Source organism: Pseudomonas sp. SG20056 (assembly GCF_031764535.1).
Taxonomy (GTDB): Bacteria; Pseudomonadota; Gammaproteobacteria; order Pseudomonadales; family Pseudomonadaceae; genus Aquipseudomonas.
On record NZ_CP134499.1, the window covers coordinates 3,302,319 to 3,328,730 of the forward strand.

At 60.3% G+C, this 26,412-nt stretch carries 38 protein-coding genes; 14 read left to right on the plus strand and 24 right to left on the minus strand.

Translation table 11 applies throughout. The features are described from left to right. Positions 1 to 16 precede the first annotated feature (16 nt). The 18 genes from RHP75_RS15725 to RHP75_RS15810 form a co-directional block, all read right to left on the minus strand. A complete protein-coding gene (locus RHP75_RS15725; RefSeq protein WP_311089011.1) occupies positions 17 to 364 on the minus strand; it encodes a hypothetical protein in 348 nt (115 codons plus the stop codon). Positions 365 to 420: 56 nt separating this feature from the next. Continuing rightward, on the minus strand, positions 421 to 747 hold the full coding sequence (locus tag RHP75_RS15730; RefSeq protein ID WP_311089012.1) for a hypothetical protein: 327 nt from the start codon (positions 745 to 747) through the stop codon (positions 421 to 423). Positions 748 to 808: 61 nt separating this feature from the next. After that, positions 809 to 1,582, minus strand: coding sequence for a hypothetical protein (locus RHP75_RS15735; protein WP_311089013.1), 774 nt, complete (start codon positions 1,580 to 1,582; stop codon positions 809 to 811). A 4-nt stretch (positions 1,583 to 1,586) separates the two neighbouring features. Then, positions 1,587 to 1,784, minus strand: coding sequence for a hypothetical protein (locus tag RHP75_RS15740; RefSeq protein ID WP_311089014.1), 198 nt, complete (start codon positions 1,782 to 1,784; stop codon positions 1,587 to 1,589). A gap of 2 nt (positions 1,785 to 1,786) precedes the next feature. Then, positions 1,787 to 2,251, minus strand: a complete 465-nt coding sequence (locus tag RHP75_RS15745) for a hypothetical protein (RefSeq protein ID WP_311089015.1) — start codon at positions 2,249 to 2,251, stop codon at positions 1,787 to 1,789. 2 nt (positions 2,252 to 2,253) lie between these two features. Further along, positions 2,254 to 2,529, minus strand: coding sequence for a hypothetical protein (locus RHP75_RS15750; RefSeq protein WP_311089016.1), 276 nt, complete (start codon positions 2,527 to 2,529; stop codon positions 2,254 to 2,256). 47 nt (positions 2,530 to 2,576) lie between these two features. Then, a complete protein-coding gene (locus RHP75_RS15755) occupies positions 2,577 to 3,575 on the minus strand; it encodes a major capsid protein (protein WP_311089017.1) in 999 nt (332 codons plus the stop codon). 68 nt (positions 3,576 to 3,643) lie between these two features. Next, positions 3,644 to 4,279 (minus strand): head decoration protein, encoded by a 636-nt coding sequence (locus RHP75_RS15760; RefSeq protein WP_311089018.1) that lies wholly within the window; start codon positions 4,277 to 4,279, stop codon positions 3,644 to 3,646. Further along, positions 4,276 to 5,481: a head maturation protease, ClpP-related gene (locus RHP75_RS15765; protein WP_311089019.1), complete on the minus strand. Its 1,206-nt coding sequence runs from the start codon at positions 5,479 to 5,481 to the stop codon at positions 4,276 to 4,278. Before RHP75_RS15765 ends, RHP75_RS15760 begins: the two co-directional genes overlap by 4 nt. Beyond that, a complete protein-coding gene (locus RHP75_RS15770) occupies positions 5,478 to 6,938 on the minus strand; it encodes a phage portal protein (RefSeq protein ID WP_311089020.1) in 1,461 nt (486 codons plus the stop codon). The genes RHP75_RS15765 and RHP75_RS15770 overlap by 4 nt, the downstream gene beginning before the upstream one ends. Beyond that, positions 6,938 to 7,156: a hypothetical protein gene (locus tag RHP75_RS15775; protein ID WP_305590610.1), complete on the minus strand. Its 219-nt coding sequence runs from the start codon at positions 7,154 to 7,156 to the stop codon at positions 6,938 to 6,940. Before RHP75_RS15775 ends, RHP75_RS15770 begins: the two co-directional genes overlap by 1 nt. 15 nt (positions 7,157 to 7,171) lie before the next feature. Beyond that, positions 7,172 to 9,142: a phage terminase large subunit family protein gene (locus tag RHP75_RS15780; RefSeq protein ID WP_311089021.1), complete on the minus strand. Its 1,971-nt coding sequence runs from the start codon at positions 9,140 to 9,142 to the stop codon at positions 7,172 to 7,174. A 2-nt stretch (positions 9,143 to 9,144) separates the two neighbouring features. Next, complete coding sequence (locus RHP75_RS15785) at positions 9,145 to 9,723, minus strand: terminase small subunit (RefSeq protein WP_311089022.1); 579 nt, start codon at positions 9,721 to 9,723, stop codon at positions 9,145 to 9,147. 160 nt (positions 9,724 to 9,883) lie between these two features. After that, entirely contained in the window at positions 9,884 to 10,618 is a 735-nt protein-coding gene (locus tag RHP75_RS15790) for a hypothetical protein (RefSeq protein WP_311089023.1), read from the minus strand. Beyond that, entirely contained in the window at positions 10,615 to 10,929 is a 315-nt protein-coding gene (locus RHP75_RS15795) for a phage holin family protein (RefSeq protein WP_311089024.1), read from the minus strand. Before RHP75_RS15795 ends, RHP75_RS15790 begins: the two co-directional genes overlap by 4 nt. Further along, positions 10,922 to 11,314 (minus strand): putative holin, encoded by a 393-nt coding sequence (locus RHP75_RS15800; protein WP_311089025.1) that lies wholly within the window; start codon positions 11,312 to 11,314, stop codon positions 10,922 to 10,924. Before RHP75_RS15800 ends, RHP75_RS15795 begins: the two co-directional genes overlap by 8 nt. 235 nt (positions 11,315 to 11,549) lie before the next feature. After that, positions 11,550 to 12,206 (minus strand): hypothetical protein, encoded by a 657-nt coding sequence (locus tag RHP75_RS15805; RefSeq protein WP_311089026.1) that lies wholly within the window; start codon positions 12,204 to 12,206, stop codon positions 11,550 to 11,552. Positions 12,207 to 12,548: 342 nt separating this feature from the next. After that, entirely contained in the window at positions 12,549 to 15,263 is a 2,715-nt protein-coding gene (locus tag RHP75_RS15810; protein WP_311089027.1) for a bifunctional DNA primase/polymerase, read from the minus strand. An 85-nt stretch (positions 15,264 to 15,348) separates the two neighbouring features. Between RHP75_RS15810 and RHP75_RS15815 the strand changes: the two genes are divergently transcribed. Further along, the gene (locus RHP75_RS15815; protein ID WP_311089028.1) at positions 15,349 to 15,891 is read left to right on the plus strand and encodes a hypothetical protein; all 543 of its coding nucleotides are present in this window, start codon (positions 15,349 to 15,351) and stop codon (positions 15,889 to 15,891) included. Positions 15,892 to 15,911: 20 nt separating this feature from the next. Here the strand turns inward: RHP75_RS15815 and RHP75_RS15820 are convergent, their stop codons facing one another. The 3 genes from RHP75_RS15820 to RHP75_RS15830 form a co-directional block, all read right to left on the minus strand. Beyond that, the gene (locus RHP75_RS15820) at positions 15,912 to 16,115 is read right to left on the minus strand and encodes a TraR/DksA C4-type zinc finger protein (protein ID WP_311089029.1); all 204 of its coding nucleotides are present in this window, start codon (positions 16,113 to 16,115) and stop codon (positions 15,912 to 15,914) included. Further along, a complete protein-coding gene (locus RHP75_RS15825) occupies positions 16,108 to 16,596 on the minus strand; it encodes a phage regulatory CII family protein (protein WP_310286352.1) in 489 nt (162 codons plus the stop codon). The genes RHP75_RS15820 and RHP75_RS15825 overlap by 8 nt, the downstream gene beginning before the upstream one ends. A 165-nt stretch (positions 16,597 to 16,761) precedes the next feature. Then, positions 16,762 to 16,965, minus strand: a complete 204-nt coding sequence (locus RHP75_RS15830; protein ID WP_310286354.1) for an XRE family transcriptional regulator — start codon at positions 16,963 to 16,965, stop codon at positions 16,762 to 16,764. A gap of 115 nt (positions 16,966 to 17,080) precedes the next feature. Between RHP75_RS15830 and RHP75_RS15835 the strand changes: the two genes are divergently transcribed. The 11 genes from RHP75_RS15835 to RHP75_RS15885 all read left to right on the plus strand — a co-directional run bounded on the left by RHP75_RS15835 (position 17,081) and on the right by RHP75_RS15885 (position 22,649). Further along, a complete protein-coding gene (locus RHP75_RS15835) occupies positions 17,081 to 17,860 on the plus strand; it encodes a helix-turn-helix transcriptional regulator (RefSeq protein WP_311089030.1) in 780 nt (259 codons plus the stop codon). 134 nt (positions 17,861 to 17,994) lie between these two features. Beyond that, the gene (locus tag RHP75_RS15840) at positions 17,995 to 18,186 is read left to right on the plus strand and encodes a hypothetical protein (protein ID WP_311089031.1); all 192 of its coding nucleotides are present in this window, start codon (positions 17,995 to 17,997) and stop codon (positions 18,184 to 18,186) included. Next, complete coding sequence (locus RHP75_RS15845) at positions 18,183 to 18,461, plus strand: hypothetical protein (protein WP_311089032.1); 279 nt, start codon at positions 18,183 to 18,185, stop codon at positions 18,459 to 18,461. The genes RHP75_RS15840 and RHP75_RS15845 overlap by 4 nt, the downstream gene beginning before the upstream one ends. Continuing rightward, entirely contained in the window at positions 18,458 to 19,027 is a 570-nt protein-coding gene (locus tag RHP75_RS15850; RefSeq protein ID WP_311089033.1) for a deoxynucleotide monophosphate kinase, read from the plus strand. Before RHP75_RS15845 ends, RHP75_RS15850 begins: the two co-directional genes overlap by 4 nt. A gap of 10 nt (positions 19,028 to 19,037) precedes the next feature. Then, positions 19,038 to 19,331 carry a hypothetical protein gene (locus RHP75_RS15855; protein ID WP_310286364.1) on the plus strand — a complete coding sequence of 98 codons (294 nt, stop codon included), beginning with the start codon at positions 19,038 to 19,040 and terminating at the stop codon, positions 19,329 to 19,331. Then, complete coding sequence (locus RHP75_RS15860; protein WP_311089034.1) at positions 19,328 to 19,690, plus strand: hypothetical protein; 363 nt, start codon at positions 19,328 to 19,330, stop codon at positions 19,688 to 19,690. The genes RHP75_RS15855 and RHP75_RS15860 overlap by 4 nt, the downstream gene beginning before the upstream one ends. After that, entirely contained in the window at positions 19,687 to 19,923 is a 237-nt protein-coding gene (locus RHP75_RS15865) for a pyocin activator PrtN family protein (protein WP_311089035.1), read from the plus strand. The genes RHP75_RS15860 and RHP75_RS15865 overlap by 4 nt, the downstream gene beginning before the upstream one ends. A 122-nt stretch (positions 19,924 to 20,045) precedes the next feature. Further along, the gene (locus RHP75_RS15870; RefSeq protein ID WP_311089036.1) at positions 20,046 to 20,387 is read left to right on the plus strand and encodes a hypothetical protein; all 342 of its coding nucleotides are present in this window, start codon (positions 20,046 to 20,048) and stop codon (positions 20,385 to 20,387) included. 33 nt (positions 20,388 to 20,420) lie between these two features. Beyond that, complete coding sequence (locus RHP75_RS15875) at positions 20,421 to 21,242, plus strand: DUF2303 family protein (protein WP_311089037.1); 822 nt, start codon at positions 20,421 to 20,423, stop codon at positions 21,240 to 21,242. Positions 21,243 to 21,312: 70 nt separating this feature from the next. Continuing rightward, entirely contained in the window at positions 21,313 to 22,077 is a 765-nt protein-coding gene (locus RHP75_RS15880; RefSeq protein ID WP_311089038.1) for a hypothetical protein, read from the plus strand. Continuing rightward, positions 22,074 to 22,649 carry a phosphohydrolase gene (locus RHP75_RS15885; protein ID WP_311089039.1) on the plus strand — a complete coding sequence of 192 codons (576 nt, stop codon included), beginning with the start codon at positions 22,074 to 22,076 and terminating at the stop codon, positions 22,647 to 22,649. The genes RHP75_RS15880 and RHP75_RS15885 overlap by 4 nt, the downstream gene beginning before the upstream one ends. Before the next feature lie 2 nt (positions 22,650 to 22,651). On the opposite strand, the gene RHP75_RS15890 is transcribed toward RHP75_RS15885, so the two are convergent. Further along, a complete protein-coding gene (locus RHP75_RS15890; protein WP_311089040.1) occupies positions 22,652 to 23,266 on the minus strand; it encodes a hypothetical protein in 615 nt (204 codons plus the stop codon). Positions 23,267 to 23,491: 225 nt separating this feature from the next. Continuing rightward, entirely contained in the window at positions 23,492 to 24,091 is a 600-nt protein-coding gene (locus RHP75_RS15895) for a hypothetical protein (protein ID WP_311089041.1), read from the minus strand. Between the two features lie 71 nt (positions 24,092 to 24,162). Between RHP75_RS15895 and RHP75_RS15900 the strand changes: the two genes are divergently transcribed. Beyond that, positions 24,163 to 25,017, plus strand: a complete 855-nt coding sequence (locus RHP75_RS15900) for a DNA adenine methylase (RefSeq protein WP_311089042.1) — start codon at positions 24,163 to 24,165, stop codon at positions 25,015 to 25,017. Next, positions 25,014 to 25,328 (plus strand): hypothetical protein, encoded by a 315-nt coding sequence (locus RHP75_RS15905; protein ID WP_311089043.1) that lies wholly within the window; start codon positions 25,014 to 25,016, stop codon positions 25,326 to 25,328. Before RHP75_RS15900 ends, RHP75_RS15905 begins: the two co-directional genes overlap by 4 nt. A 26-nt stretch (positions 25,329 to 25,354) precedes the next feature. On the opposite strand, the gene RHP75_RS15910 is transcribed toward RHP75_RS15905, so the two are convergent. Next, complete coding sequence (locus RHP75_RS15910) at positions 25,355 to 26,158, minus strand: hypothetical protein (RefSeq protein WP_311089044.1); 804 nt, start codon at positions 26,156 to 26,158, stop codon at positions 25,355 to 25,357. Positions 26,159 to 26,412: the final 254 nt, after the last annotated feature.

Below are 26,412 nucleotides of genomic sequence, written 5' to 3' on the forward strand. Positions count from 1 at the left end.
CAGCTTTCCAGTTCTTTCAGGCTTTGCTCTGCGCTTCGCCCCCCGTTCGCAGAGCCCTGAAAAAATCCGGGTTCAAATCCTTGGCCTTGTCGAGCAGCTTGCGCAGCTGACTCGGAGGGATTTCCTCCACCTCGCGGAGGGACAAACCGGTAAACACCGCCAGGTCAGTCAGACGGCATTCTGGGAATAACGAGACGTCAATCTGATATCGGGCCAGCTGTTCGGCGCTGGCATCAGCACCCGGCCACGGGTCGGCCAACAGCATCTGGCGCATGCCAGCAGGCGTCAGCTCAGTCACCGGGATATCCCGTGCAGCTTTACCCTCGCCAATCGTCACAACTGCCTTTGCGGCCAAGTCGCTCATGCTTTGCTCCAGGCAATAAAAAACCCGCCGAAGCGGGTTTGATCGAAATTGGTTCTTTACTTCATCGTTAGGTTTGAACCTTGCCAAACCTGTTCTGCTGGGATGCCAGTAACAGTGATTGAAAAGTGCGTTCTAAGCATGGCTCCGAAGCCATTCTGAGAATCTACAAAGCTATCCACCCGGTACACACAAGCACCAGTTTTGCGCACCTTAACCCCTTGATCAGAAGGCCTAGCGAACTTTGCCGTAGCAGGTGCCGCAAGCTGCTTTTCAATAATCGACTTCGCACTGCCGTAGGCGAGTGACTCACTGCAAACGAATTCTTTAGGGCCGCACCCGGCAACCATCAACAGCGCCAACGCATAACCAACAAGCCGTAGCATAAAGTCCCTCCCTAGTAACTGGAGGGACTTTAGCCCATACCGCAGATTCCCAGCTACCTGATCAAGCCGCGAGCTCTTTCTTCACACGGAAGTATTTCGACTTACCGGAACCAACCTTGGTGGGATCAAGCAGCACTTTGGCCGTAGCTTCGTTGCCGCCGAAGTCATCCACGTTAAGCCAGTTTTGGGCTGTCGACGGATTAAGCCGGCAGCGCCAGAAGCGAGCTTCTATACGCTTCTGGGTACCCGCAGCGTTCTCACCTTCGAACAGAAACTCGAAAGTTTTACCGCTGTTTGTAAGCGCTTCAATGACATCTACCGCCGCAGATGTGTAGTCAACGGCTACCTTGTACGGCGTTCCGGCCGACGCTGTAATTGCATCTTCAAGTGCGCCGCCCGTTACCGGCTCAATCCCAGAGCCCGTCATAACCCAGTCGTCGAATTCATCGAAGTCCACATCACCGGCTTCATTGGTAACGCCAGAAATGGTCAATGGCATTTCGTTCAGGGCAATCGTCCCATCGATCTGCGCAACATGCTCTTCACCGGTATGTGTAGAGCCAGGCACCTCGGTAGCGTCACCCCACAATAGTGCTGCCCAAACCCAAGTGAAGATTTCACGGAAGTTGATTGCCAAACTGACGCCGGTAATGCGGTCCAATGCGTCGTACTCACCACCCTGAGGTGAGGTGGTATCGGCCAACGTCAGAGCGTTCGTTTCAGTTGTGTGCTGGATTGTCGAAACCAGCCCGCACTTCTGAAACGGCACACCAGAACCAGCTTCGCGAGCCTTCAGGTGACCACCGATGACAATCGTTTCTTTCTTGATAGCCATATGATCACTCCCCTTTCTTTTCGATAATGCCTGCGCCTTCGAGGAAGGCCTTTTGGCGGGCAGTTACCTGGATCTTGTCGTCAACCTTGCAGGGCTTGCCAGCATGGTTATGGGTTTTAACCAAGGTAACTTCAATCAACTCAGGCCCTTTTGGGGGGACGACCGCATCCCCTGCCACAGGGGCAGTAGTACGTTGTGTCATGGTCAAATTCCTTTAATGATGGTGTGCAAATACACCGGAATAATCACGCTGGCGGCACGCTCACCATTGCCAGGCGGGAACGAAGTGGGACCACCAAGGGTGATGCCGGTAATACCTCGAGGAAGCCATGCAGGCACTGCACCCTCGCAAGGCATTACCGCCAAAAGCAGATCGCGTTCGAGCTCTTCAAGAGCGTCGTCGTAGTTATCAACGCCGACATCGACAGCCCCTATAACGTGAAAGCCGTTGAACAACTTGACCGCATGCGGGCCGGGCGTTGGCGGTTTACCAGGTGCCTTCTGCAGGACAATCAGCGGAAAGCCAACCTCCGCACTTTTAAGCACCTCGTTAAACCAACCAGTGCGCACATTGGAGCCAGCATTGGTACTGAAACCATTTGCAGGGCTGATGGTTTCAAGCCGGCTTACCAACGCTTTGCGGCCTTCAGTTATCAGGTTCTTGTCCATGGTTAACGGACCTCCATGCAAGCAGCTGAAACCAGATGGCCGTCATCTTCGATCACGTCCTCTACGCTGTAGCGCTTGCTGCCGTGCTGGAAGATCCCGCCACGGGTTACAGAGGCCAAGTCGCGCTTCTTCCAAGTGATGCCCACGGCATCACTGCGGAACAGGCCATCAGGCCCGACCCGCTGCAGGTTGTGATCAATCAGCACTTCGATGCCATAAACCAGTGGCTCACCATGCAGCCCCTGGTAATCGCATGTGCCATCATTGAGCGACGACATAATGGCGGCATCCATTGCCGCCAATGCCTTACCGAAGCCGGCCATGGTTAGATGGTCAGCTCGCGGACGGAGGCCGGACGGGTGCACAGGTGCAGCGGGTTGGACTGCGCCTCGCCTTCCACGCCCTTATCGAACTTCATCACCTCCAGCTTGGAGTAGTACGGCATACCCTCGGTGTTGACCGTTTCCATGTAGTCAGCCGGCGCGAAAGCGCTGATGAACAGTTCCGGCACACCCATCGGCACAACGAAGGCGCGATCAGTGGGTACGAAGTTAGAGCCGCCCAGCTGGCCCTTGTAACGTTCCCAGGTGATGCCACCGAACTCGAACGGCTGGCGACGATCACCCAAAAGCTGCGCTGCAGCCTGCCAGCCAAGGTAGGCTTCGCGGACCTTCGGATGGCCGATCATTTTCTTCCAGTATTCTTTGCCGCAATACGCATGGGCGCCTGTGCTGGTGACCGCACCGAGCGCATCTTCCTGCGTGTCCAACACCTCGACGCACTTGGCGCTTACGTCGGTATCGTCGTTGTTCAGCTCCATGCTGAAGGCTTTGGGGCGCTTGATATCGAAACGCTGGAAGATATCGAACAGCACACTTTGTCCATCGGCATCGACCACCTTGCCCATGATCGCACCGATGCGCTGGAATTCATGGGTGAGGTCCAGCTGACGGCGAGCCTTCTCGACACGCCGGGCGACGTAGGCCTGTACCTGCATCAGCTCAGTCATACTGCCGACCGCGCGAATGCCCTGGATTTCGTCCGCCAGAATCTGGAAAGTCTGCGGCAGGTGCACAGTGTTGAAAGGGATCAAGCGGCGCTTGTCACCGGTCACAGCCTGGCCGGGGCTACCACGGGCAGCTGCCTTTACCAGCGCCAGGGTCATGCCATCCTTTTCGATCTGGACGACGGTGCTGTTTACGCCCTGCTCTTCGAACAGGCCAGCAGCAGCGATCTGCCCCGGCAATACGTGGTCTTCGTTGATAACAGCGAGCAGCGCAGCAACGCCAAACGCCTCGTCCTGGAAAATGGTGATTTCGGCCATGGTGGGCTCCTAGAAATGCAAAACCCCGCAGGTGCGGGGCTTGGGGTAATGGGGTTTGCCGGGTGGTGTTAAGGCCGGATGACGAAGCCCTTGGCGAGCAGGTCGGCGCGGCCGTTGGTATCGAGGCCGGTCAGCAGGCGTTCAATCACCTCGGCGTCACGCATCACGCCTACAGCGCGCACGTCGTTCACGGTGGCGTCCACCGAGGCGAACAGGATGCCGCTGGCTGCACGACGCCCGTCGTCGGTGCCGTCGTCGTCATAGGCGGTGTATTCGCCCAGGCTGGCCACTACCGCCAGGGTGAAGCTGTCGTCAACAGCGAAGTCGGTTGAGCCATCAGCAAGGGTGAAAGTCAGACCACCACCCGTGAACGCTTGGCCAACAGTACCTTCACCGACTACAGCACCGGTCGGATCGACCACTTCGAACTTACCGCCGTTGGCGGCGGCTTCGGTGATGGTCAGCAGATAGCTACCGCTGATAGCAGCACTGGTGACAGTAACCGAGCCGATGGTGCCGTTGCCGGTGTTGCCGCCATCAGCGGTGGGAGTCAGAGCGTTGGCGGCGGTGATCAGCGCGATCAAGGTGCCTGCATTGAGAATGCCGGAGCCGGCGGCGATGACCACCTCCTCACGGCTGCGGGTGCCGTTGGCCTCCGAAAGGAGGAACTCACCGGTATACACGCCTTCGGTTTTGATGGTCATGCTTGTTTTCCTCCTTTCGAGGCTTGGTTATTACGACGCTGGGCGTAGACCTGACTCGGCGTCGGGGGTTGGTGTGCGCTGGCCTGGGGGGCATCATCAAGCGGCGGCAGGTTGCTGATCTCGACCGTGCTGCTTTTGGTGGCCAGTTTGTCGAACAGCTTCGCCCGGGCCTGGTCACCGGTAAGGCCGGCTTCAATCAGGCCCCGGGCATCATCCGGTAGCTTGGCCACCAAACATGCCGCGCGAACTTCCTTGGCGCGGGTAAGGTGCGCCTGTACTGCATCGGTGCTGGCCAGGGCGCTAGCGCGGATGAGATAGGGCAAGCAGTTACTCAGCCCGGCCTGCTCACAGTCGGCTGCAAGTTTGGCGGCCAGCTCGGCTGCCTCCGGGGTGTTGGGAACCGGTTCAGGCTCTGGGAGCGGCTCAGGAGCTGGAGCGGGTGGTTCCTCAACTTCTGCAACCAAGCGCCGCGCCGCGTCGGGGACATTGCGATAACGGTTGAGGATCTTGCCGCGCTCCGCGTTGTTGGCGAACGGCTGGCCACCGCCGAGCACTTCATCGACAAAACCATGGCTCAGGGCTTCGGCTGCGGTAAGCCAAGTGGTGTCGTTGATCATGCGCCGCAGCTCGGCGTCATCCACGTTCAAGGCGCGGTGCTGATAACTGGTGATGATGCTTTCGAAGGCCTTGTCCATCATATCGGCCATCTTGCGCAGCTCGTCACTGTCGCCGGCCATCCACGTCCAGGGGTTGTGAATCATCAGCATGGCGTTGTCGGCCATGACTACACGGTGCGCACCACACACGGCCACACTGCCTGCGCTGAAGCAGGCACCGTCGATAAATCCAGTGCAGCGCTCACCCAGTGCCCGCAAAGTGTTGTGAATGGCGATGCCGTCGAAGAGATCCCCGCCTTCAGTGTCGAAGTGCACGTGCACCTCTGACACGCCGTTGTCAGCCTCCTTGAGGTCGCGGATAAAATCACCTGAGGTCACGCCCCAGAAGCCAATATCGCCGTAGATGTAGACCTCGATTGGTTTGCCGGAGGTCTGTTCGGCGGCCTTAATGCTGTACCAGCTTTCAGCTTGCAGCTCAGGCATGCCGCCTGCCTTGTTGAGGATGCGAGGCGGATCGGCAAAAACGAACCCAGGCGCCGCCAGTGCGACGGACAGGGCGAGTGCCAGGTGTTTGTGCTTCATCATTTTTCGTCCTCTTTATCGTCCGCCATCGCGGCCGTGTCGGTGGTGTAGTCGAGCCCGAGCGTTTTGGCCCGGAGGTTGTCGTCGGCGTTTTCCTGGTCGATCACTTCGGCGTCGTAGCCGTTGCGCAGCGCGTGCTCGCTGCGGCTGGCCAGACCACCCTTGATCTCCAGCAACTTGCCTTGCACATCCTGTACGGGGTGCATGTAGGCCCAGCCTTGTGGCACCCAGCGCGTGCGCAGGTATTCGCGGCGCCGCTCGAAGTACTGCGGGAGCTGGATGGCACCAGAGAGCCAGGCGGCGTCCAGCCAGGCGGCGCGCACCGGCCGGCAGAGCTGGAACACGTACACACCGAATTGCAGCTGCTCGATGCGGCGGCGGAAGTCATTCAGCAGCACGCGCAATACGCGATCACTGATGTCGGCCATGTCGCCAGTCAGCAGCTCGTAAGGCAGCTCGACACCAGCGGCAGCCGCCATCAGCTGTTGCTTCATAAAGTCGACGTAGGTGTCACCGGCCGCCGGCGGGTCGGAGAACTTGACCTCCTCGCCCTCCATCAGCTCCTGCAGGGTGCCTGGCTCCATGGCCACCATCGGCACGCCGTCGGTGTCCGTTTTGAACGGCTGGCCGGTTGCTGGGTCCAGGGTCGGGGGGCCATCGCCGCGCGGCTTGGTGATGAAGCCGGCGAACAGGTTGGCCACCTCCTGCCGGAACAGCACCGCGTCGTCGTAGTTGTCCAACGACTTGAGCCGCAGCAGCACGGGCGCCAGGCGCGGTATGCCGCGCAGCTGGCCACCCTCGAGCGGCTCAAAGATGTGCAGCACCTCGCTGGCCGGGATGCGATTCAGGGTGTTGTAACTGGTGCCCAGGGCACGCGCATCGCCGGGGTGGTTCTTCCACATCCAGTAAGCAACGCGCCGGCCGACCTGGTCGAACTCAATGCCCGCGCGCACCACGTTGCCTCGCCGGGTGACGAAGTTGCGATCCAACGGCACGAACTCCGGGGGCAGTACCTGCAACTGCAACGGTACCGCCAGGCCATCCTCGCCACGCCGATAGCGCAGCCGCACAAAGCATTCGCCGCTCTCCTCAACCATGCGAGCAATGAGGCTCTGCTGGCCGTAAAAGTCGGTCAGGTTGTCGGCGTCCGACTCGTCGGCCCAATCAGTCCAGAGCTGGTTGATGGCGCTGCGCAGGTCGGGGTCTTTGATCTGCGCCCGAGGGGTGATGCCGGTACCGATCAGGCTGCTGACGCGTTTTGAGATACCGCTTGCGGCCCAGGGGTTGTTGCGCACTGCCGCCTTGGAGCGTTTGCGCAGGGTGGGCAGTGCCGGGATGGCCACTGCGTTTAACGCTGCATCGGGTGCATCCCAGCTCTGCGCGCGCCGACCGTGGCCGGCGCCTTCGTAGCTGTTGAGCATTTGCAGCCGGCGCGGGTTGGCGCGGATTCGGTAGCCCATTACGCCCCCTTGCCACGGCTGTAGAGCCGCACTTGCCGGGGTTTGCCGGCGCTCGCCTCGCGGGCAGCATCCGCTGCATATTGCGACTCCAGCATGCGCAGGCTGGCAAGCGCGGCACGATCCAGACGGCGATCACCCTTGCTGATGCTCTGCCCTGTTTCAAGGATCTCTGTGATCGACGCCCGGACTTCATCCAGGCGCTGTTGTGCGCTTGCCATGTGGGCGCCCTCAATTCATCGTTTCAGGTAGGCGCTGCGGGATACCCGACGCGCATTTGGTTGCGGTGCTGGCTTGCTTGGCGGTGGAGAGGTGGACTGAGCTGCTTCTTCCATCACAGCAACGACGTTGCTGCTTGCGGCCGGATGCGCGAACAGGCTGCCCTGGCTGACTGCAGCCCGCAGCTTGCTCCACTCCGCCTGGTGGTAACGGTGCAGCCCAAGAAACTGGGCGGCGGCCTGGTTGTAAACCAGCAGATCGAGCACTTCGTTGCGCTCGGCCTTACCCTTAACCCAAACGGTGCGCTTGTAGCCCTTGACGTACACGGTGATCTTCCTCTCGGCCACAGCCTGGTCGTAGAACTCATCAGGCAGGTCAGTGGAGAAGTGCAGCGCACCAGGCCCATCGGCGAACGGGTAGCGGTTGTAGATCCAATCCTTTGCGGTGTCGGTACCGATGATCCACAGCTCGGCGCCCTGCTTCTCGGTTTGGCCGTTGTGCTTCACGTCGACTTTCGAGGGGCGCTGTGCCAGCACCGGCCGGCCTGGCTTACTCGCGCCCTTGACGGCAATCACGTTGCGCCAGCGGCGTAACCGGGTGAACTTGTAGACCTCATCGGTGTGGTGGCCACCGGAGTCGATGGTCGTGGCGCAAATGGCCAACTCAACGCCAGAGGTATGCCGATATCGGCGCTTCAACTGTTCGTCCAGGGCATTCCAAGTGCGCTCATCGGCGGGGTCACCAGCAACAACCTGGAAGTCGACAACCCAACGTTCGAGCCCTTCGCCCCATCCGATCACCAGCATTTCCAGGCGGTTGTGCTGCACGTCCACTGCGGCGGTGAGGATCAGCGCACCGGGCGGAACAGTGCCCAGCCGGTAATCCTCGGCGCGGGCCTTCAGCTCGGTGGCCTTGGTCATCGCTTGCGCGGAATCCCACACCAACGCCAGGCGGGTGTTGTAGAACACCTGCATCGGTTCGTTGTCGCCACGGTCAGCGGCCAGCTTGGCTTTGTCGTACTGCTTGGCCAGGCTCGACCAGGCCATCCAACCCAGCGGCGAATACAAGGCATTCAGGTGGAAACCCACTGTCTCGCCGTCGCCTTGCGCCGTGGCGCGCCACTCACCCGCCTGGAGCATCGTGGTTTTGTGGTGCTCCTCGATCAGCGCCCCACAACCATCGTTGCCGCACAGGTAGTCAACGCGCTTGTAATCAGCAGTCCATTTTAGGTTTGCCCACTCCAGCACTTGGTACATACCGCAATGAGGGCATGGGACGAAGTAGCGGCGTTTGTCGCTGCTTTCGTACAGGTCATCAATCCGTGATGCGCCCTTGATCGTCGGCGAGCTGGAGAAGTAGAACTTCGCCTTGCGGCCGAACGTGGTACCCCGGGCTTCGGCGAGCTCAATGGGGTCGCCTTCGCTGTCTACGTCCACATCCCAGCGGTCAATCTCGTCGCCGTACACATAACGTGCGGACAGCTCTGCCAAGTTGGCAGCGGAGCCGGCTGTGGTGCAGTAGAGCGTCCCGCCCTCGAACTCTTTGGTGTCGAGGGTGTTGCGGGCATCACGTGAGCGCGGCTTTGCAACGCGCTTGGCCAGTTCCGGTACCGCCTTAATCGTTTTGTCGATCCGGCTGGAGACGCGGCGCGCAAGCTTCTCGCTTGGCAACAGCGCCAGAATGTTGGCCGGCGCCATGTGGATATTTCCGCCGATCCAGTTCAGCGCGATCTGCGTCTTCATCATCTGCGAAGCGACCTCGGTCACCACGCGTTTACATGGGTGCAGCGGCGACAAACAGCGCATCGGCTCGCGAGCAAACGGAGTGCGGTCCGTGTGGTACTTGCCGGGCTCTGCGGCGCCAGTGTCCTTCGGGATGCGCTGGTATTCGTCGGACCATTCGTCGATCCACAGTTCGGGGTCGAGCTCCAGACCACGGTGGTATGCCGCACGATACGTGGCGGCACCGTCGGCATACGGGTGTTGCATGGCTAGTTCGGCTCCTTCGCCCCCTGCTCCAGTTCGGAGTCCAATTGCACCAGGCTGGCGGCGTCCTCAAGGACGCTACGCAGAATCTCGGTCAGGCGGCGTTCCATTTCCCAGGAATCAGTGATGGCCACGAGCTCGCCTGCCACCTTAGGCGGCAAGCCCAGCACTAGGTCACGTAGGGTGCGTGCTGCCGAGAAGGCGGCACGGTCAACAGCGGTGCGCACAACCAGCTCGCCGCGGCCTTTCAAGAATTCGTCTTCAGCCAGCAGCGCTAGATAGGTTTCACGGTGCGCGCGGGCCTTTTGGTAATTGTCCCCACCGGTGGTGAGGGGCGGCGATGAAGGCGGCGCCAACGGCGTAACCAGGGCATGCACGCCTTTTTCGGCACGTTCACGTTGGTGACGATCAGCAACTCCGGCCTTGCTTGGATCGGCGGTCTCGCCGAGGAGCGCCAGAGTGGCCTCAACCTCGACGTGCCCCTTATCGTTCAGTACCAGACGCCCTTGTCCGGCCAGCTTGGACACATAAGGCCGGGACCAGCCTTGGCTATCTGCGAACTCTGACTTCTTCATGACCGTCATGAATTCACCTGTTAACCAGAAACACATACAGAGTTAACCGAATTAACCCCTATTAACTAACCCTCAGAGCCTCCCACTACCGCGAGAGCGGGGTTCGAATTACCCTTGCGCGGGCCTCTACCCCAGGGTCCCCGGCGGTGGGACACGAATGCCCCGAGCCTCATCGACCACCGCGAGTTCCTAGCGCCCGAGCCAGCGCGAGCTCGAACCGGATCGGCAGCCGATCCTCTGCGATGCGCTCAGCAACAGCGAAGAAATCAAAGCGCTTCGAGTATTCAGGCCGACGCCCGAAGGCGATGACCATGCGCATGCCATTCGCGCCGCGCCCTGTTCGCTCGGCAATACCCAGCGGCCTGTTGCCCTTGCGCAATATGAAATAGCGCTTGAGGTTGCCAGCACTGCGGCGACTGTCGGTACTGTTCGCGTACTTATCAAACTGCGCCCCAAGCCCCGACAGGATCTTGTTCATGGTGCCGCGACTGATGTTCCCGTACGCATCCAGCTTCATACCCTTGCCAGGCAGGATGTATTGCCCAACCGGCAGCTGGCCCGCATCAGCCAACAGCTTCTCGCTGCGCTTCTGATCACGCGCACCACCGAAGATTTGCGGCGACAGCCACTCAGTGGCCGGCTTACCGCCACTACCCGGCACCTGATCCTTCATCCAGACCCGGGCCTTCATCGTCTCTTTCGTGGCCGGCTCAACGAACAGACTGTTCAGCGTCCACCTAGTGGGCCGGTCGAACACTGCGGCCATCTCATCAACCAGCCCCTGCTTCACATCTTGAGCAGTACCGGTCAGGGCAAGCGCCGCGGCAAATGGCAACTGCTCGCGCTCAAGACGATCCAGCATCTGCAGGCGCTCTCGCAGCCCGGAGAACTTGACCTCGATCACGGCCGCGCACTCGAGCGCCGATCCTGCCAATCGAGCTGGATGATCCGCGCCACGTTGCCGCGAGCGCGGTACACCAGCAGCAGAACAGCAGCCAGCACGATCAGCAGGAATGGCGATATCGCCGGCAATGCCTGGCGGCCAAACACTGCCAGGCAAACCGAAAGCGCATAGCAGCCAGTGCCAACGGCCAGCGCGTATGCCAGCAAAGAGACCCCAGGCCGATAGCGAGCCGCGCCACGCTGATACGACACAATGCGCAGGCAGATCGCGCCGCACATCGCAGCGGCCAGCAGAGTCCAAGGGTCAACCATTGCGGCCTCCCGATGCGCCGAACGCCGCGCGCACCACACCAATCACATAGCCCAGCCAACCCGGCAGCTTGCCGCCCTCGACCCACTCCAAGAGGCTGACGCAAACCACCACCGTGAACAGCGCGCCGCCAAAGGCGACCACGCCCGAGGTCTTTGCCCAGGACTGGCCGACAACTTCAGCGGCGAAGTAATACCCAAGAATCCAGCTGGCCACGAAGTAACCGAGGCGCTTCCAGGCAGACAGGTCTGCCTTCCATACGATGAAGAACAGTGCACCGGCAAACGCACCGATTACCGCATTCGCATCAACGCCCGGCACCAAGCTGGCAGTGGTAACGCCGACAACACCGCCGGCTGCAACCAACGCGGTAGTGGCATCAGCCATAGCAACACTCCTGGGCCAAGAATAAAAAAGCCCGCTGCCACGGGCTGAGCCCGGTCGCTATCAGCGCCCGAGGAATCGGAAAAGAAAACCCCGCCACATGGGCGGGGTTTGCAGGTGCCCAAGCGGGGTGGCTTGGGGCTTGACGGCACAGCACGTGCGCTTAGTTGCTCGCTAGGCGGACCTATCGAATCGTGGGTACTTTGTACCGGCGAAAGGACAAACCGAAAACCCCCAATTAACGGTTGATCCTGACGGGGGCTTGCCGGGGCGCTACGGAGCCGACTGGCGCCGAGTCACCAGACGAACGGTCACAAGCAGTACCGCCGCCAGCAGCCTTACGCGCCTTGTGCGTGGCGATTGCACCCTGCCCGCCCTGCGCCAGCTCGAACTCAACTGCACGCCCGCGATGCGCCGCAGCCGCCTGCTGTAACGAGGCCTTGCGCATCCGATCCCCTGCCCGCTTCGCCTCGCGCTGAAGGCTCGCGCATAGGCCCTGGCGCGCCTTCAACTCCGCTTCCACCAACTGGTGCAGTCGCTGCACCAGGCGCGTATATGCCTTACGCCCAGCGTCACCCTGCCCCAGTTGCAAATCACGCACCTGCTCGGCAACCGTCAGCGCAGGCTCGAAGGTATACCGCCACTCAGCCAGCTTGCTGAACACTGCTCCACCATCCTGCTGCTCGATGGCGCCCAACGCCGCATCCACCTCGCTCGCCAGGTAATCAGGCCCAGCACCCGCCAGCAGGATGCGCGAACCTCCCGAGCCAGTTCGCGGTGGGCAGCCCTTCCACTCCATCAGCGTCCCGGCCGGGCTGGCCAAGCCACCACTCGGCACGCCGCTGCGCACAGCGCTTCCCCAGTGCTTCAGCACCGCTTCAATTGCCTCAATCATGGCCCGCTTCCCCCTCGCAAGAACCAACCCAACACAAAACCGCCCAACCCAACACACACCCAACACACAAAAAACCCAACAAAATCAGTGCTTTCAAAGCATCTGTGTTAAGTGTGTTGGGTGTGTTGATGGTTTTAGTCCTCGCGTAAGGAAATAAAACGCCGCCAGCTTGAGGCGTTGAACCGGTGGAATATGAATGCACGCACGCCTGCGCGCGTGCGCAAACCCAACACACCCGACACAGCACGCCACAACCCACGCTGCACAAGGCTTGAACCTGTGTAGGGTTACCGAAACCAACCCGACACAAACCCAACACACCCAACACAAAACCGGGCGCACTCATGCTGCACCAACCTTGACGTGGTCCCACGAATCCACGGCCCAACCGCCCAGGCGCGCTCGCTCTCGCCATTCCTCAACGTGCGCCGCAAGCGCGGCCGCTGTCATGGATGGTGGCAGGAAGGCTCCCTCATCCGAGGGAAAGAAGAACGCCCCAAAGCGCCGACCATGGCCAGCCCCCCAGGGAATGCCCCGCGTCTTCTCCATGCCATACGCCGTGCTGATGAACAGCGAGAACTTCGTCTGGCTCATCGAGTGCTCTTTGTTCCGGTGGCACCACTCCAGAAACAGCGCGTAGATGTCCGTACTCAAGCACGCACCCCACAAGCCATTGCCCAGCTCACCCACCTGCCACAAGTGCAAAAACGTCTGCCAACTCGCCCTGCTCAGTGCCACCAGGCGCTCGCGTGCCGCCGTAACCGGTGGCTTTGTCTGCGGGTCGAAGTCGGCCAGGTCAACGCGCAGCAGCCAGGCATACAGCGCCTCAACACCGCCATTGGCCAACTCATGCTTGATTGCCACCTGGCGTTCGGCCGGCAGCTTTTCCTCGGGCCACATCACCAGAAAGCGCCGGTCGCTGTCGCTGATTGGCCACGGCATGATCTCGTTCGAGAGGAACACCGCGTTCATGTGGCTGGCTTCCTCCCAACCGTTCACGAACTTGCTCTCGATGCGCACCGTCTGCCCGGTGATCAGCTGCTTGATCTTGCCCACCTGGTTGTAACGCTGATCGCGGCTCACAACTTCCTCAAACACCGCCCACAGCTTGCCGCTCTGCCAGGCGTTGAAGTTACCCTCAAGCTGCGTCTGCCCAACCGTGGCCGAGTACTGCCCGTACAGCAGCCCCATCACCACCGAGAACAACAGGCTCTTACCCGAGCCCTCGATAATCGAGTGCATCAGCACCGCCGTATCCATCTTCGCGCCCGTGTGCTGCAGCGGGTAAGCCAGCCAGCGTGTCAGCCAGTCATTAGCGTTCTCGTCGTGGTTGCACAGAAAGGAAATCAGCCAGATCAAGTTCTCGCACGCCGCAACATCACCCGCCGGCTCAAGCGGCAAACCCTCGAACGTATTGATGTACACCTTCGGGTCATGCCGCATGCACGGGTCGAACACGATGTGGTTCATATCCACCACGCGCCGCTCCGGGCTGTTCAGCCACAGGCTGTATGCATCACCCAGCGCCATCTTCACGGCACCTTCAGCCACTCGGCGTTTCTTCGCGTAGTCCCACACATCCTTGGTGCCATCGATGTACACATAACGCACCAGCGGCGGCATGGTGATATCGCCAATCGCCTTGCCGGCCATCGTCCGCGCCTGCTCGATATCGCGCACCCACTCCTCACTCACACGCTTTTTCGTCGCGTCAGTGACGGCGCTCCATTCCTTGAACTTTTCCTTGCCCACGTGCGCTTCGAAAGCCGCCCGCTTCATCTTCTTAGCCTTGTCGATGTCCCACACATGCGTGGTGCCTTCCACCAGCGCATAACGCCGTAACAGGCCCTTGAGGCTCAAGCCCTCCCCCTGCCCCCCGTTGTCGGAGCAGCCGGGCTCGCCGCCGGCATCAGGTTCAGTTGGGGCCGGGGGAAGATCACCCACAGGTGGTGGCTCAGGTGGTCGAGGTGCAGAGCGCTTGTGCTCCATCCCCAGCTCACGCGCCGCAGCCCGTGTTGCGGCTGCAGAGTCGCCGTTGTGCTCGAGGATGCAGAACACATCAAACGCATCATTCATGTGCCCATTGGCCAGCGGGTCGGAGCCATGGTGCGAGAACACACGCTGCTCGCCGTTGTCATCCACCACATTCACCCCCGGCAACCCGGTGGAGCTTTGCGGTGCCAACCACTTGCGCCCGCGCTTGGCGTACCCATGCCGCTGCAGCAGGTTCTCGATATCTGTCGCCCGGTTGAATGCATCGATCACAGACGGTTGATCCCCAGCCGGCAACCGAGGCGGTGAGTTCTTCTTAACCTTGGCCGGCGGCTTCGCTGCTGCCGGTGCCCACGGGCAGGCTTCCAGCGCCGTGCGCTTGAAGATGTCCCAGTTCTGCCAGGTCTTCACCAGGTCGCTCGGCAACTCAAGCAGGCCATCGGTGGGCGGGTTGCGCCAGTGGTAAGGTTTGCCCGTGTCCGGGTGGATAGAAGGCGGCAACACATCCTGCACCGCCCCGGCCCGCAGCTCGAACACCGTAACCGGCGCAAACTCCTTCTGCCGTGCCTGCATGGCCGTGATCTGCTCTTTGTTGCCCGTGTCCCGTGCCTGCTTAAGCGCCGCCGTGGCCAGCTTATGCTTGCTGCCGTCCGGGTCCAGCGGGTTGGGCCAGCTCAGCGAGTGCCGGCTGAAGTCCAACCCCTCGGGCATCTTGAACATGATGCGAAACCGCGCCGGATTACCCACCAGCGTTGGGTAAGCCACCGCCAAGGCATCAAGGTCGATGCCCAGCACATCCAGCATCACCTGGCGGCAGTACTCCACATGGTCAACATCCAGCGAGCACACCCGGCTCGGGCCAAGCACCACACCCATGTTGTGGTTGGGGTGCTTCGTCCACCAGGCTTCTGCCGCATCGGCATCCGTGATGTACCCGCCCGGCTTGTTCCAGCCGTTACCCTTGGGGGCTTTCTCGCCCGGGTCAATCGACACCAAGGCCATGCCAAACACTTCGATATAGCGCCGCGCCCAGGCGGCCAAATTCTGAGACGGCTGCTTAATCATTTGCCGCCCCCATGCCCTTTGTTACGCTAGAAAACCTTGGGTGGCACTTTGCTATCTGAATTATCTGTATCAGGAATACATAAGCATGGAAGAAATAGTGTGCTGGTTTGAGGCCCACCCCGGTACGGCTGGATGGGTTCAAGCAACAGGCGCGATACTCGCCTTGGCAATATCCATTGGTCTCGTGTGGTGGCAAGGCTGGAAAGCTGAAAGATCTGCCGCCGCTGAGAAATTGAAGGAGACCCGTCGACTCTATGAGTCCTTCATAGCCGTCTCGGAATATGGCCAGAGCGTTTTTATTAGCGCACTCAACGACCTTCGAGCCGACACCGCTCTTGAGTCGCTTGATAGTGATGGATGGCTGGAATCTATTTCCCGCCTGGTTCGAACTATCGACTCGCTGCCAGTTCACCAACTGCTTGATTATGAAAGCATCCAACTTGGTCTGGATATCCAACAGTTCATTCATGCACTTACCAGAAACGTTTCGGACATGGCCCAAGTGGTACGTTCTGGTCTCGGTGGTGATCTCGCACCTCATCTCACCCTCATCGAAGACAACCTCACCAAGCTGAAGGAGCTGATCGTCGAATTTGGGGAGAAAAGAGACCTGCTTCCAAAACCCTAGAGTGCAAGTGTTTGCCCCGATCATCTCACCCGCTCCAACAGTGACTGGCAATCCACGCAAAACTGGCAGCCTGGCACGGCCAGGCGGCGAGCCTGGGGAATCGGCACCCCGCAGCCGTCGCAGTACTCCGCGCTTTCGCCCTGGTACTGCACACGGCTCGCAATGGCCTGCTCCACCTGATCTTCCTGCAGGCGCTGGGCCTGTTCGAACTGACCCTCATCCATCGTGGCGACCCTCCATCGCGTCACGGGCGCCGGCCATAATGCCGAGCACCGCGCGGATCACCTCATTGCCGTGGTGCTCAAGCAGCGCCACCTCATGGGGCTGCCATACATTGTCAGCGGCGCCGGTGTGCAGGCTGCCCACAAACTGGCCTTCCTTCTGCAGCAGCTCGCCCACGGCCTTCAGTGCATCCTGGGTAGCAGGCACAGGAATCGGGCGGTACCAAACAGCCGCGGCTGGGCGCAGCAATGCATCCAGCAAACGGCTGTCTTGGGTGAAGGTGATGATCTCCTCAAGCTCGTCCGGGGTTGGCCAGCGCCTTTCCTCGTCCAGCTTCAGCTTCTTCTGCAACGCATCCAGATCCATACCCAGATCATGCGCCAGGGACGTAATGCCCCCTTTGTAGTCGCGCCCAGCGCGGTAAAGCGCCTGGCGGAGTGAAAGTACCGGACCCGCGTCCGGCAAAAGGTCTGTGCGACTCATAACCGTAAATGACTCCTTTACGGCCTAGCCACAGCGCAGGGCAAGCCCTACTCTATAACCATGACCGATGCAGTGCTGTGTCGTCATACGCCGAAGCAAGGGTGTGAGAGTCCTTGCCAGGCACCCCGCCAGCGCGGGAGGTGAGAGTCTCCCGCGCCGGCAATTTCAAGCCACCTTACGGCGGCTCCCAACTACGCGAATTTCGTATGCTTGGTAACCACCACCAGGCAAAGGCCGCACACGAATATCGCGCCCAGACTTAATCATCTGGGAGACAGCGCTTTGCGTTACGCCAATCAGCAGCGCCAGTTCTGGCTGGGTTCTACCCTCTGCAAAAGCAGTCAGTGTCTGCCCGGTGAATTCTTCCATCACAAGTTCCTCGACGGGTTGCTGAACAGGATATTAGTGATACTTCTTTTTTAGCGCAAGCAGAAAAACAGCAGCCCTGTTTGGATAAAATAAGCAGCGCTTATATATTGGTCACATGGAAACGACACTAGACATTCAGCTGGCTGAAGCCGAGCGCTTAAAGGCAATTTATAAAGCGCGTAAGCAAGGCGACAGAAGCCTCACGCAGGAGCGCGTCGCCGAGCTTTGCGGCTGGTCAGGCCAGAGCGCCGTCAGCCAGTACATGACTGGCAAAATACCGCTCAATATCCCCGCCCTGGTCAAACTGGCCCAGGCGCTAAAGTTCGACCCCAGAGATGTCAGCCCACGCCTGGCCGACCTCACTGCCGCCAGCAGCAATTCAGCCCCCTCTGCTGCTGGCCCACTCAGCGCGAACGAGCACCCCTCTCTGCACCCGATTGAAGTCTGGGACGATCAAACACCACTCGGCCCTGATGAGGTTGAGCTGCCGTTTTACAAGGAAGTTGAATTGTCAGCAGGTAAGGGATCAGAGGTCATGCTTGAAACAGCAGGCCGCAAGCTCCGGTTCGGCCGGCGCAGCCTACAGCGCAAAGGCGTGAGCGCTGAGACCGCAGCCTGCGCAGCAGTAACAGGCAATAGCATGGAGCCCGTTCTACCGGACGGCAGCACGGTTGGCATCGACACCGCCGCAACCCAGGTGCAAGACGGCAAAATGTACGCCATCGACCACAGCGGCCAGCTGCGCGTAAAGCTGCTTTACCGGCTCCCGGCAGGCGGCCTGCGCGTGCGCAGCTATAACGAAGACGAGCATCCCGACGAACGCTACGAGGCCGAATACGTCACCGAGCACATCAGGATCATAGGCAAGGTGTTCTGGTACTCAGTACTGCTTTAACCCGTCACTCTGCAAAGCCGCCTACGGGCGGTTTTTTCATGCCCAGCGAAATTTTATAAGTATTACTGTTGACTTAATAAAGTAGTAACGCTAATTTTCATCGCGTACCCACTCTCACATTCGGAGTACGCAACATGCAAACGACACAGCACACACGCTGCCCGGTGCTTCTGCACCCGGCCTGCACCACCAACCCTGACGCCATCCGCGCCGTCCAGCAGGCCACCGGCCGCTTCGTCGTGCTCGATGGTGGCCGCCCCACACTCAAGCAACCCACCACCCTGCCAGCCTTCGAGGACTTTGGCCCGTGGGGAGGTGCTGCATGAGTACTCGCCACCAAAACAACCTCGCCGGTCTACGTGCCTGCCTGCTCAGCACCCTGAATAAACTCCGCGCGGCTCGTAACCATGACGACCTGAATGCCGAGTTCTATATCGCACTGGGCATGACCATCGCCGCCAGCACACTGGCGGCTATAAACAGCGCCGCCAGCGACCGGCTACATGACCTGGCCCTCAACGCCAGTGAACACCGCTCTAAAGAGCTGACGGCCATCTGCATCGCAGACCGCCAGGCAGCCATTCAGGGAGCAGCCGCATGAGCCAGATTCTGATCGGCCTCGCCGGCAAGGCCCGCACCGGCAAAGACACGGTTGCCCGCTACCTGGCGGCACACCTCTCCCTGATCAGCTACGCCTTCGCCGACCCGCTCAAGCAGGCCCTGGCTGGCATGTTCCACCTCACCGCAGCTCAACTGGAAGGTGCCGAGAAGGAACAGCCCCTCCCCTGGCTTGGCAAAGCCCCACGCGAGCTGATGCAGCTACTCGGCACCGAATGGGGCCGCGACCTGGTGCACCCGCAGCTCTGGCTGTTGCTGGCCGAGCAGAACCTGCAGCTGCTCGCCGAGCACAACCAGGCCATGCAGGGCGTGGTGATCCGCGACGTGCGCTTTAACAACGAAGCGGACTGGGTGCGCAGCAAAGGCGGCGTGATTCTGCACATCACCCGGGCAGATGCCGCCGCAGTGGCCATGCACCCAAGCGAGAGCGGCGTCACCCACCGGCCTGGCGACCTCTCCCTGGCCAACGATGGCACGTTCGAGCAGCTGTATGACGAGCTGGAAAGCCTGATCCGTGTGCTGCTGCGCTCAAAGCGCAACGCTGCCTGAGGCCCGCACCATGAACCGCACCGTTAAAGAGGCTGCCCAGGTACTGGGCATCACCGAACCCGCTCTGCGCAAACACCTGCGGGCCACCAACGCACTCAACCGCGACGGCACCTTGGCAGCAAGGCATCACAACGGCGGCAAGCTGTTCATGCAGGCGCGCGTCACTCACGTTAAACCCGCCAACCGCGCGCCCATCACCAAGCACTACGCCGTACTGATGGTCACCGAGGTGGGTATCGACTGGCTGGCCGCGCAGATGGGCATCGAAATCAAGGAAATCCCGCAGAAGGAAAGCGCCGCATGAGCAACCCCATCACCGACGCCATTGGCGTGGTCAAGCTGGCCGGCATGCACTTCCAGAACCCGACAGCCGTGCCGGCTGCCGTTGTGCGTGATGCGTCCAACGAAGTACTGCAACGCCTGGAGGCCATCCAGCCCGAGGCACTGCACCTGGTGGCGCTTTACACCGGGTTGCTGGCAATCACCCCGGCCGGCTGGTTGCCGCACGTCACCCTCACCACTGACCCGGTGCGCCCCTTCGGCGCCGTAGTCACCGACGAAGCCGGCAACATCGCCGCCCGCGACAAAGGCAAGACTGTCGACAGTCTCGTCGCGCTGTTGCGGCTCCGGCTACCGGCGGGGCGCGGGGTGGCCCAGGCATGACAACGCTGGAACTGCTGCAGCAACGCTGGAAGGCTAACAGCCTGCCACTGGCCCAGGTGCGCGAGCACTACTTCCCGCACATCAAAACGGACAAGCGCCTACGCGCCCTGCTCCGTTCCGGAGAAGTGCAGCTGCCCACCTTCAAACACTCCAAGTCGCGCTTGGCGCCGTTACACGTACGCCTCTCCGACTTGGCCGAGTACCTGGATTCCTGCGCGGCGGCTGCAGCTTGAAGCAGCCAACAACACGGAGGATTGGCAGCCATGTAACAGAACCAGCAAACCTCACCCCATCAGAAGCGCCCCCGAAGGGGCGCTTCACCGGACTCTCACCCGTACCACATGAGACACAGCACATGAGCAAACGCCCCTTCATGGACACCCTGCGCGAGATCGAGATGGGTGGCCTGCTGGACGAGCTGACCGACGCCCAGCACAACCTGATCGACCTGATCCGCCTCACCAACAAGTCCGGCGCACTGACCATCACCCTCAACTACAAGCCCGAGGGCGCTGGGCAGATCACCGTCAAGGCAGAGGTGAAGGCCAAAGAGCCGAAGCTGCCGCGTGGTAGCTCCCTGTTCTTCCTCACCCCAGAAGGCAACCTCAGCCGCCGCGACCCACGCCAGCAACAGATGGACTTGCGCCCGGTGGGCAACGAAGAAACCCCAGGCGAACTGCGCAAGGTCGCCGACTAACCCTCTCTCACAACCGCTCACAGGAGCACCCCGATGAAAGAAGCAATCAACCAGCTGGTCGCCCTCGCCCAGGGCCTCGGCAAACCCTTCAACATTGAGCAGATCAAGGCGCCGCTGGCTTTGGTACCGCAAGGCCTCGACCTGCACGTGCTCGAGCAGCACCTGCCTGCCCCCACTCGCACCAAGCAAAACCTGACGGTGCTGGATGCAGCGACCTTTATCGAATACGTAAAGCGCTTCACCACCAGCGCCACCGTAGTGTTCTGCAACGGCGCCAACGGCCGCACCTTCCGCGCGGTGTTCGACTATCACCAGCCAGACCAGCCGGCCTGGGGCTCGCACTCTGCCTCCTACGCCTGCCCGCTCACCGTCGAGTGGGGCAACTGGAAGGCCACTGACCGCAAGCGCCTGAGCCAGGCCGACTTCGCCGAGTTCATTGAGGACAACGTAAAGGACGTGGTCACCAACGAGCAGACCCCAGGCGCACCAAGCGCCGCCGACATGCTGGAGATCAGCCGCACCCTGCAAGCGCAGAAGAACATCACCTTCCGCCAAGGCACACGCCTCGACAACGGTCAGGTGCAGCTGACCTACAACGAGGAGATCGACGGCCGTGCTGGTGAAGCTGGCCAGCTGCGTATCCCCGAGCAGTTCTACATCGGCGTGAAGCCTTTCATCGGTGGCGAAGCATTCCTGGTTACCGCCCGCTTCCGCTACCGCATCGTCGAAGGCCGCCTGCAGGTTTGGTACGAACTGGTGCGCCCGGACAAGGTGCTCGAGGAAGCCTACGAGGCGGTACGCAAGACCATCAGCGCAGGCATCGGCGAAGTGCCGATGTACGAAGCCACCCTTTAACCCGTCGCAACACCCCGCCGCCGGACTCTCACATTAATTCCCGGCGGCGGGCTCTACGAGGACACAGCACATGTCACACAGCATCCAGCTTCAAATCATCGCCGCAATCGCTGTAATCACCCTGATCGGCCTGGCCGTATGGGCCTACCGCTCCGCTCAGAAGGCCCACGTAAAAGGCTATGACCTGGGCTACGACGACGCCAAGCGCGGCCACGAGCTGCGCATCGCCGATCATCAGCACGAGATCGAGCACCTGCAGCTCAAAGCAGCCAACCAACGCGCCGCCCACCAGCTGGAGCGCGACGCGATCATCCAAGACGCTGACGCCCGCATTGCCATTTTCGCCCGCCGCGCAGCAGCCTGCACCGAGGCAGACCTCAACACGCTTACCGCCGCAGCCAACCAACTAGCATTAGCGAACACCACCTACAAAAGCATGCACGCCGAAGACCCGGCCCGCTTCGCCCACCAGATGCAGCTGCAACTGATCAACCTGGCAGAGCGTATGCGGGTTGCGCTTGACCAACCCAACGATGCCCAGCAGCCACCAGCTGATGACATCCTCACCTTCGCTGCCAACGTATCGCCCAACGGCAAAAGCTGGCTGGTTTACGGGCCAGATCGTTGCGGCAAAACCAGCAACGCAAGCGCCATCGCAGACGCGCTCGGCCTGACTGCTGTGCTCGACGACTGGCAACCGGGCTACCGTGTACCCACCTCCAAAACCCTGGTACTTACCACCGCCACCCCGCCGTTCCCTGAATTCGTACGGCGCGTGCTGTCCTTCGATCAGGCTATGAGCCTGGTGGCTTCCAAGAAGGGGGTGGCAGCATGACTTGGATCATCACTCGCAGCGGCCAGAAGTTCGACCTGGCAAATCCAACTGCCGCCATGGTGCACCCGGCCGATATCGCCCACAGCCTGAGCATGCAGTGCCGGTTCAACGGCCACTCCATCGACTTCTACAGCGTGGCGCAGCACTGTTGCCTGGTGGCAGACCTAGTACCGGCCGAGCATCAACTGCATGCGTTGCTGCATGATGCCACCGAGGCCTACGTGGGCGACATGGTCCGTCCGCTGAAAGAGGCCATGCGTGACCGCGCCACATACCTGGGCACCACCTGCCTATACGAAGCAACCGAGCAACGGGTGTGGGAGGCCATCTGCGAACGCTTCAACCTTGACCCGGTTCTGCCAGCCAGCGTGAAGCACGCCGACCTGGAGGCACTGGCGACCGAAAAGCGCGATCTCATGCGCTACCACCCCGCCCCTTGGCCATGCCTGGAGGGGATCGACCCGTCACCCTCAGAGCTAGAGCCGTGGCAACCCAGCGCTGCAGCAATTTACTACCAAAATCGCCTGATGGAGTTGCTTAGCACCACGCACCGGCGGAGGGCACTAGCATGAGATCAGTACCTTTCCAAAGAATCGAAAAAGCCGATAAGCGTGGCCTCTTGGTTTCTAAGCCCCTTCAAACGCTTCCCCAACTCATTTCGCTCGGCGCTCCAGTCATGAGCCAAGGTCAAGTGATTCACCTGTGCAATCTGCTCTGCATAAAGCGCGGCGCTTTTAAGCTCCAACACAAAAGAAACCATCTCATTGCCGAAGGTCACAAGCTCAAGGTCTACGTAGCTTTTAGCGACGCGAGCCAAAGACAGAGCCGCATCCCTCGCATCACCAAACCTACCTATTCCACTCATTCGATGGATTGCCACTTCGTGGTGCCCGATCAAATCCTGGGTCAAGGAAAGAACAGCATTCACGCTATCAATCCTGCGCTTACGCTCGTCAATAGCGGCAAGCTGCATCTCATGACGCTTCTGCCAGGCTGGCACTGCCACAGCAACCGCGACCGCAAGCAAGCCACCCAATGCCTGCACCCAACCCGCAGTATCTGGTGGCAACCAGCCATGCCGCACCCAGTAGGCAACCGAGCCAACAAGCAGCCAAAGTCCGGCTCCGACACCAAGGGCTACCCACAAGGCCACCAGAGTTCTATTAATCATCAGTTCTTTGAAACTCACCATTGCACCCGGTCTGTTGCCAACTACTTGCGAACAAGCTTGCACACTACTTACCCGCGAGTCCACGGAGGTGCAGCAGCAGGCATTAATGCTCCTGATCTTCAAGCCGCCACTTCCCTCGCATACCCCATGACAGGCGTGCGCCCGGCGCGCAAGTTGAGCACCCCGCTCCGCTCCCAATTCCGCCCGCCCGCGCAGCTTGTCGAGGGGTATAAGCCAGACCACTCAGCGTGCTTGGCGCACAGCCTTGGCATGCGCAGTGATCTCGTCGAGCATTTGCTTCGCGTCCGCTTTGTATTGCGCGATAGGAATATCTCGCTGCGTAGGGGAAAGACTCTTGCTGGACCGCAAAGTAAAAATGCAGCCAGCCAAAAGCACCCTGAGTTGAAAGCAGAAGCCCGCACGATTCATATCGGGGTCATCATCGAAATTTTGGTTCAGCCTACCGAGCATGACTTGAAGAACGTCTGCAACTCTGGCATCAGCAAGATCCACCCCCGGCTGATGCTTATCAGCAACCACATTGCTCATAATTTGCTCCAGCTCAAGGGCAAAGAAAGCAAGCCGCGATGCGAACCCCAAAAACCGATCTTGCTCATCTGCCCTACTGTTTCGCTCAGCGACAGCATGCTGGTGGTTAGCGATAACCAAGGCAGCGGCAATAGCGCCAACACTACCAATTGCCTGCACCCAAGCAGGAGCACTCTCGCCCCCCCACGGCAGGGAAATCAGTCCCCAGGCTGGCAGCAACACCAATGGCGAGAGCAGCAGCACCTGGGCCACCTGAGCCAGGGTAAAGCGTATGTGGAACTCCCTATCAAACATATCAACCTCCCGCCGCTACTAATGGCCGCGAGCTTGCCGGTTACTAGCACCTACGTCCAGCGAGGTGTGTCATGACCATCACTGCCCCCGTCATCCGCTACCACGGCGGGAAGTTTCGCCTGGCCACCTGGGTGCTCGATCACTTCCCACCACACAAGTGCTATGTCGAGCCCTTTGGCGGCGCGGCCGGAGTGCTGATCCAAAAGCCGCGCGCTTATGCAGAGGTCTACAACGATCTGGACGGCGATATCGTCAATCTGTTCCGCGTGCTGCAGGATAAGCAGAGCAGCCAACGCTTGATCGAACTGCTGACCATAACCCCATATGCACGAACGGAGTTCGAGCTGGCCTGGCAGGCGGCCGAAGATCCAATCGAATGCGCCCGCCGCCTGATCATCCGTGCCCAGATGGGGTTCGGTTCAGCCGGCGCTAGCAAGAGCATCACAGGGTTTCGCATCGACACAGCCAGGGCCTACGGCACCGCCCAGCAGCTATGGGCACGCTACCCGGCCCACCTGGCGCTGGTCTGCCAGCGGCTCACCGGCGTGTTGATCGAGAACCGCCCAGCCGTTGAGGTGCTGCATGCCCACGACGCACCTGAAACCCTGCACTACGTTGACCCGCCCTACATGCACGATACCCGCGTGCGCGGGTCGCAGAAGGGCAGGTACTACCGGCACGAAATGAGCGATCGGGAACACGCCGAGCTGCTGGCCACCCTCAAAACCCTGCGCGGCTTCGTGGTTGTGAGCGGCTATCCAAGCGAGCTGTATCAGGCGGAGCTGGAAGGCTGGACGATGAATACCACAACGTCCCGCATCAGCGCCGGCCGAGGCGGCAGCACCCGCCAGGAATGCCTATGGATCAACCCCGCCTGTATGGATGCACTGCATCAGCGCGGACTCGCACTTGAGGGAGCAGCATGACCGACCAAAAACCAGAGGATCAAACCGAACTGGTGGCCGCGCTCAAGGCACTCGTGCTGCAGCTCAGCACCCCGCGCGTGATGCCGGCGGATGAGCTGTGGACCACCGAGGACATTGCCTCCTATTTAAAGCTGGCTGCGGATACCACAGAGCGCCGCGTGGTAACCCGTCCGGACTTCCCCGCACCGCTGCAGCCCTGCCTGACTGGAGCCAGAGCAGCAAAGCGCTGGTTTGCGGCCGAGGTCATCGCCTGGGCGCGACAGAACCGCTCCAAACTCCCCGCAGGTAGACCCTCACGGCGCGCGGCCTAGACATCATTGCACTAGCCCCTTCAGCACTACTCGTAAGGAAGCTCGCCGTAGAGCGTGATCATTAGATCCCCTTCCAGTTTTTGGAAGGGGATTTCTACATAATGGTCATGATGGCGCGGCTTAGCCGGTCCGTCGTTGGGGCCATTCTTGGTATGACCCTTAACCTTCTCCCCGTTCTCTTTGATGTACGGAAGAATCACAAGGCGCCCATGGTTAGAGGAATAAATTGTCCCTTCAACCCAGATCGTTGCTCCCTCAGAATCCTTCGTTGTAGATGCCTGCTTTACCTGCCAACCCAAACCACCATCCGGCTCGTACCAGAAGACGACGCCATTACACACTAGCGCCCGAGCCCCCTTCGCCAGAGCTTCCGCCAATAATCGCTGCACACTTGCCAGCTGAAGTAGCTTGTTTGCCTTGGGCAAAAGAACGTCACGAATCTTTACCTTTGTCTTACCCCAGTGGTCACGGGCATCAAAACCAAATCCGTTTGCAATACGAGCCCTAAGAGCAATTTCAGCTTCACGTTCGGTGACAGAACCATTCAAAGCGGTCCAGGTCCCCTGTTTTGTCAGTACCATCCGGCGAATGCCATTACCATCAGGCACTAACGCCTCTCGCAAATAAGGCATGAGCTGCAGCTGAGCCGACAGAACAGACCTGAACTGTTCCGAATTCGGATCCAAGTCAAATGATGGTGATACCCCAACCGCGGCATGCTTTCGTATCGCCTCTTGCAGCATTAACCGCTCATCGTCTCGAATGCGCTCACAAGACTGAAGCTGCTTGGTGACCTTCAACTGAATCGACGTACGGGCCTCCTCACTCATCGGACGCTCCGCGAGTTCAGAAAATAGTCGTCCGTTTATGTCGTCTGCCACTTTGTATGCGTCACCCTCGGATGGGAGATGGTGCCATACAGCGCCACCGTTTGAAGCGGGCAATAGCCTCCTACGCCATTTAGGGCTTAGATCCCCCCTGTAAACCAATTCTTGCAGCCCCCAGCGGTTTACCTTGGCCCAGTAAAGAGGCCGAACGGCCAGTATTAGATCAGTTGAATATCGTCCTAAATCTTCCAACGTAA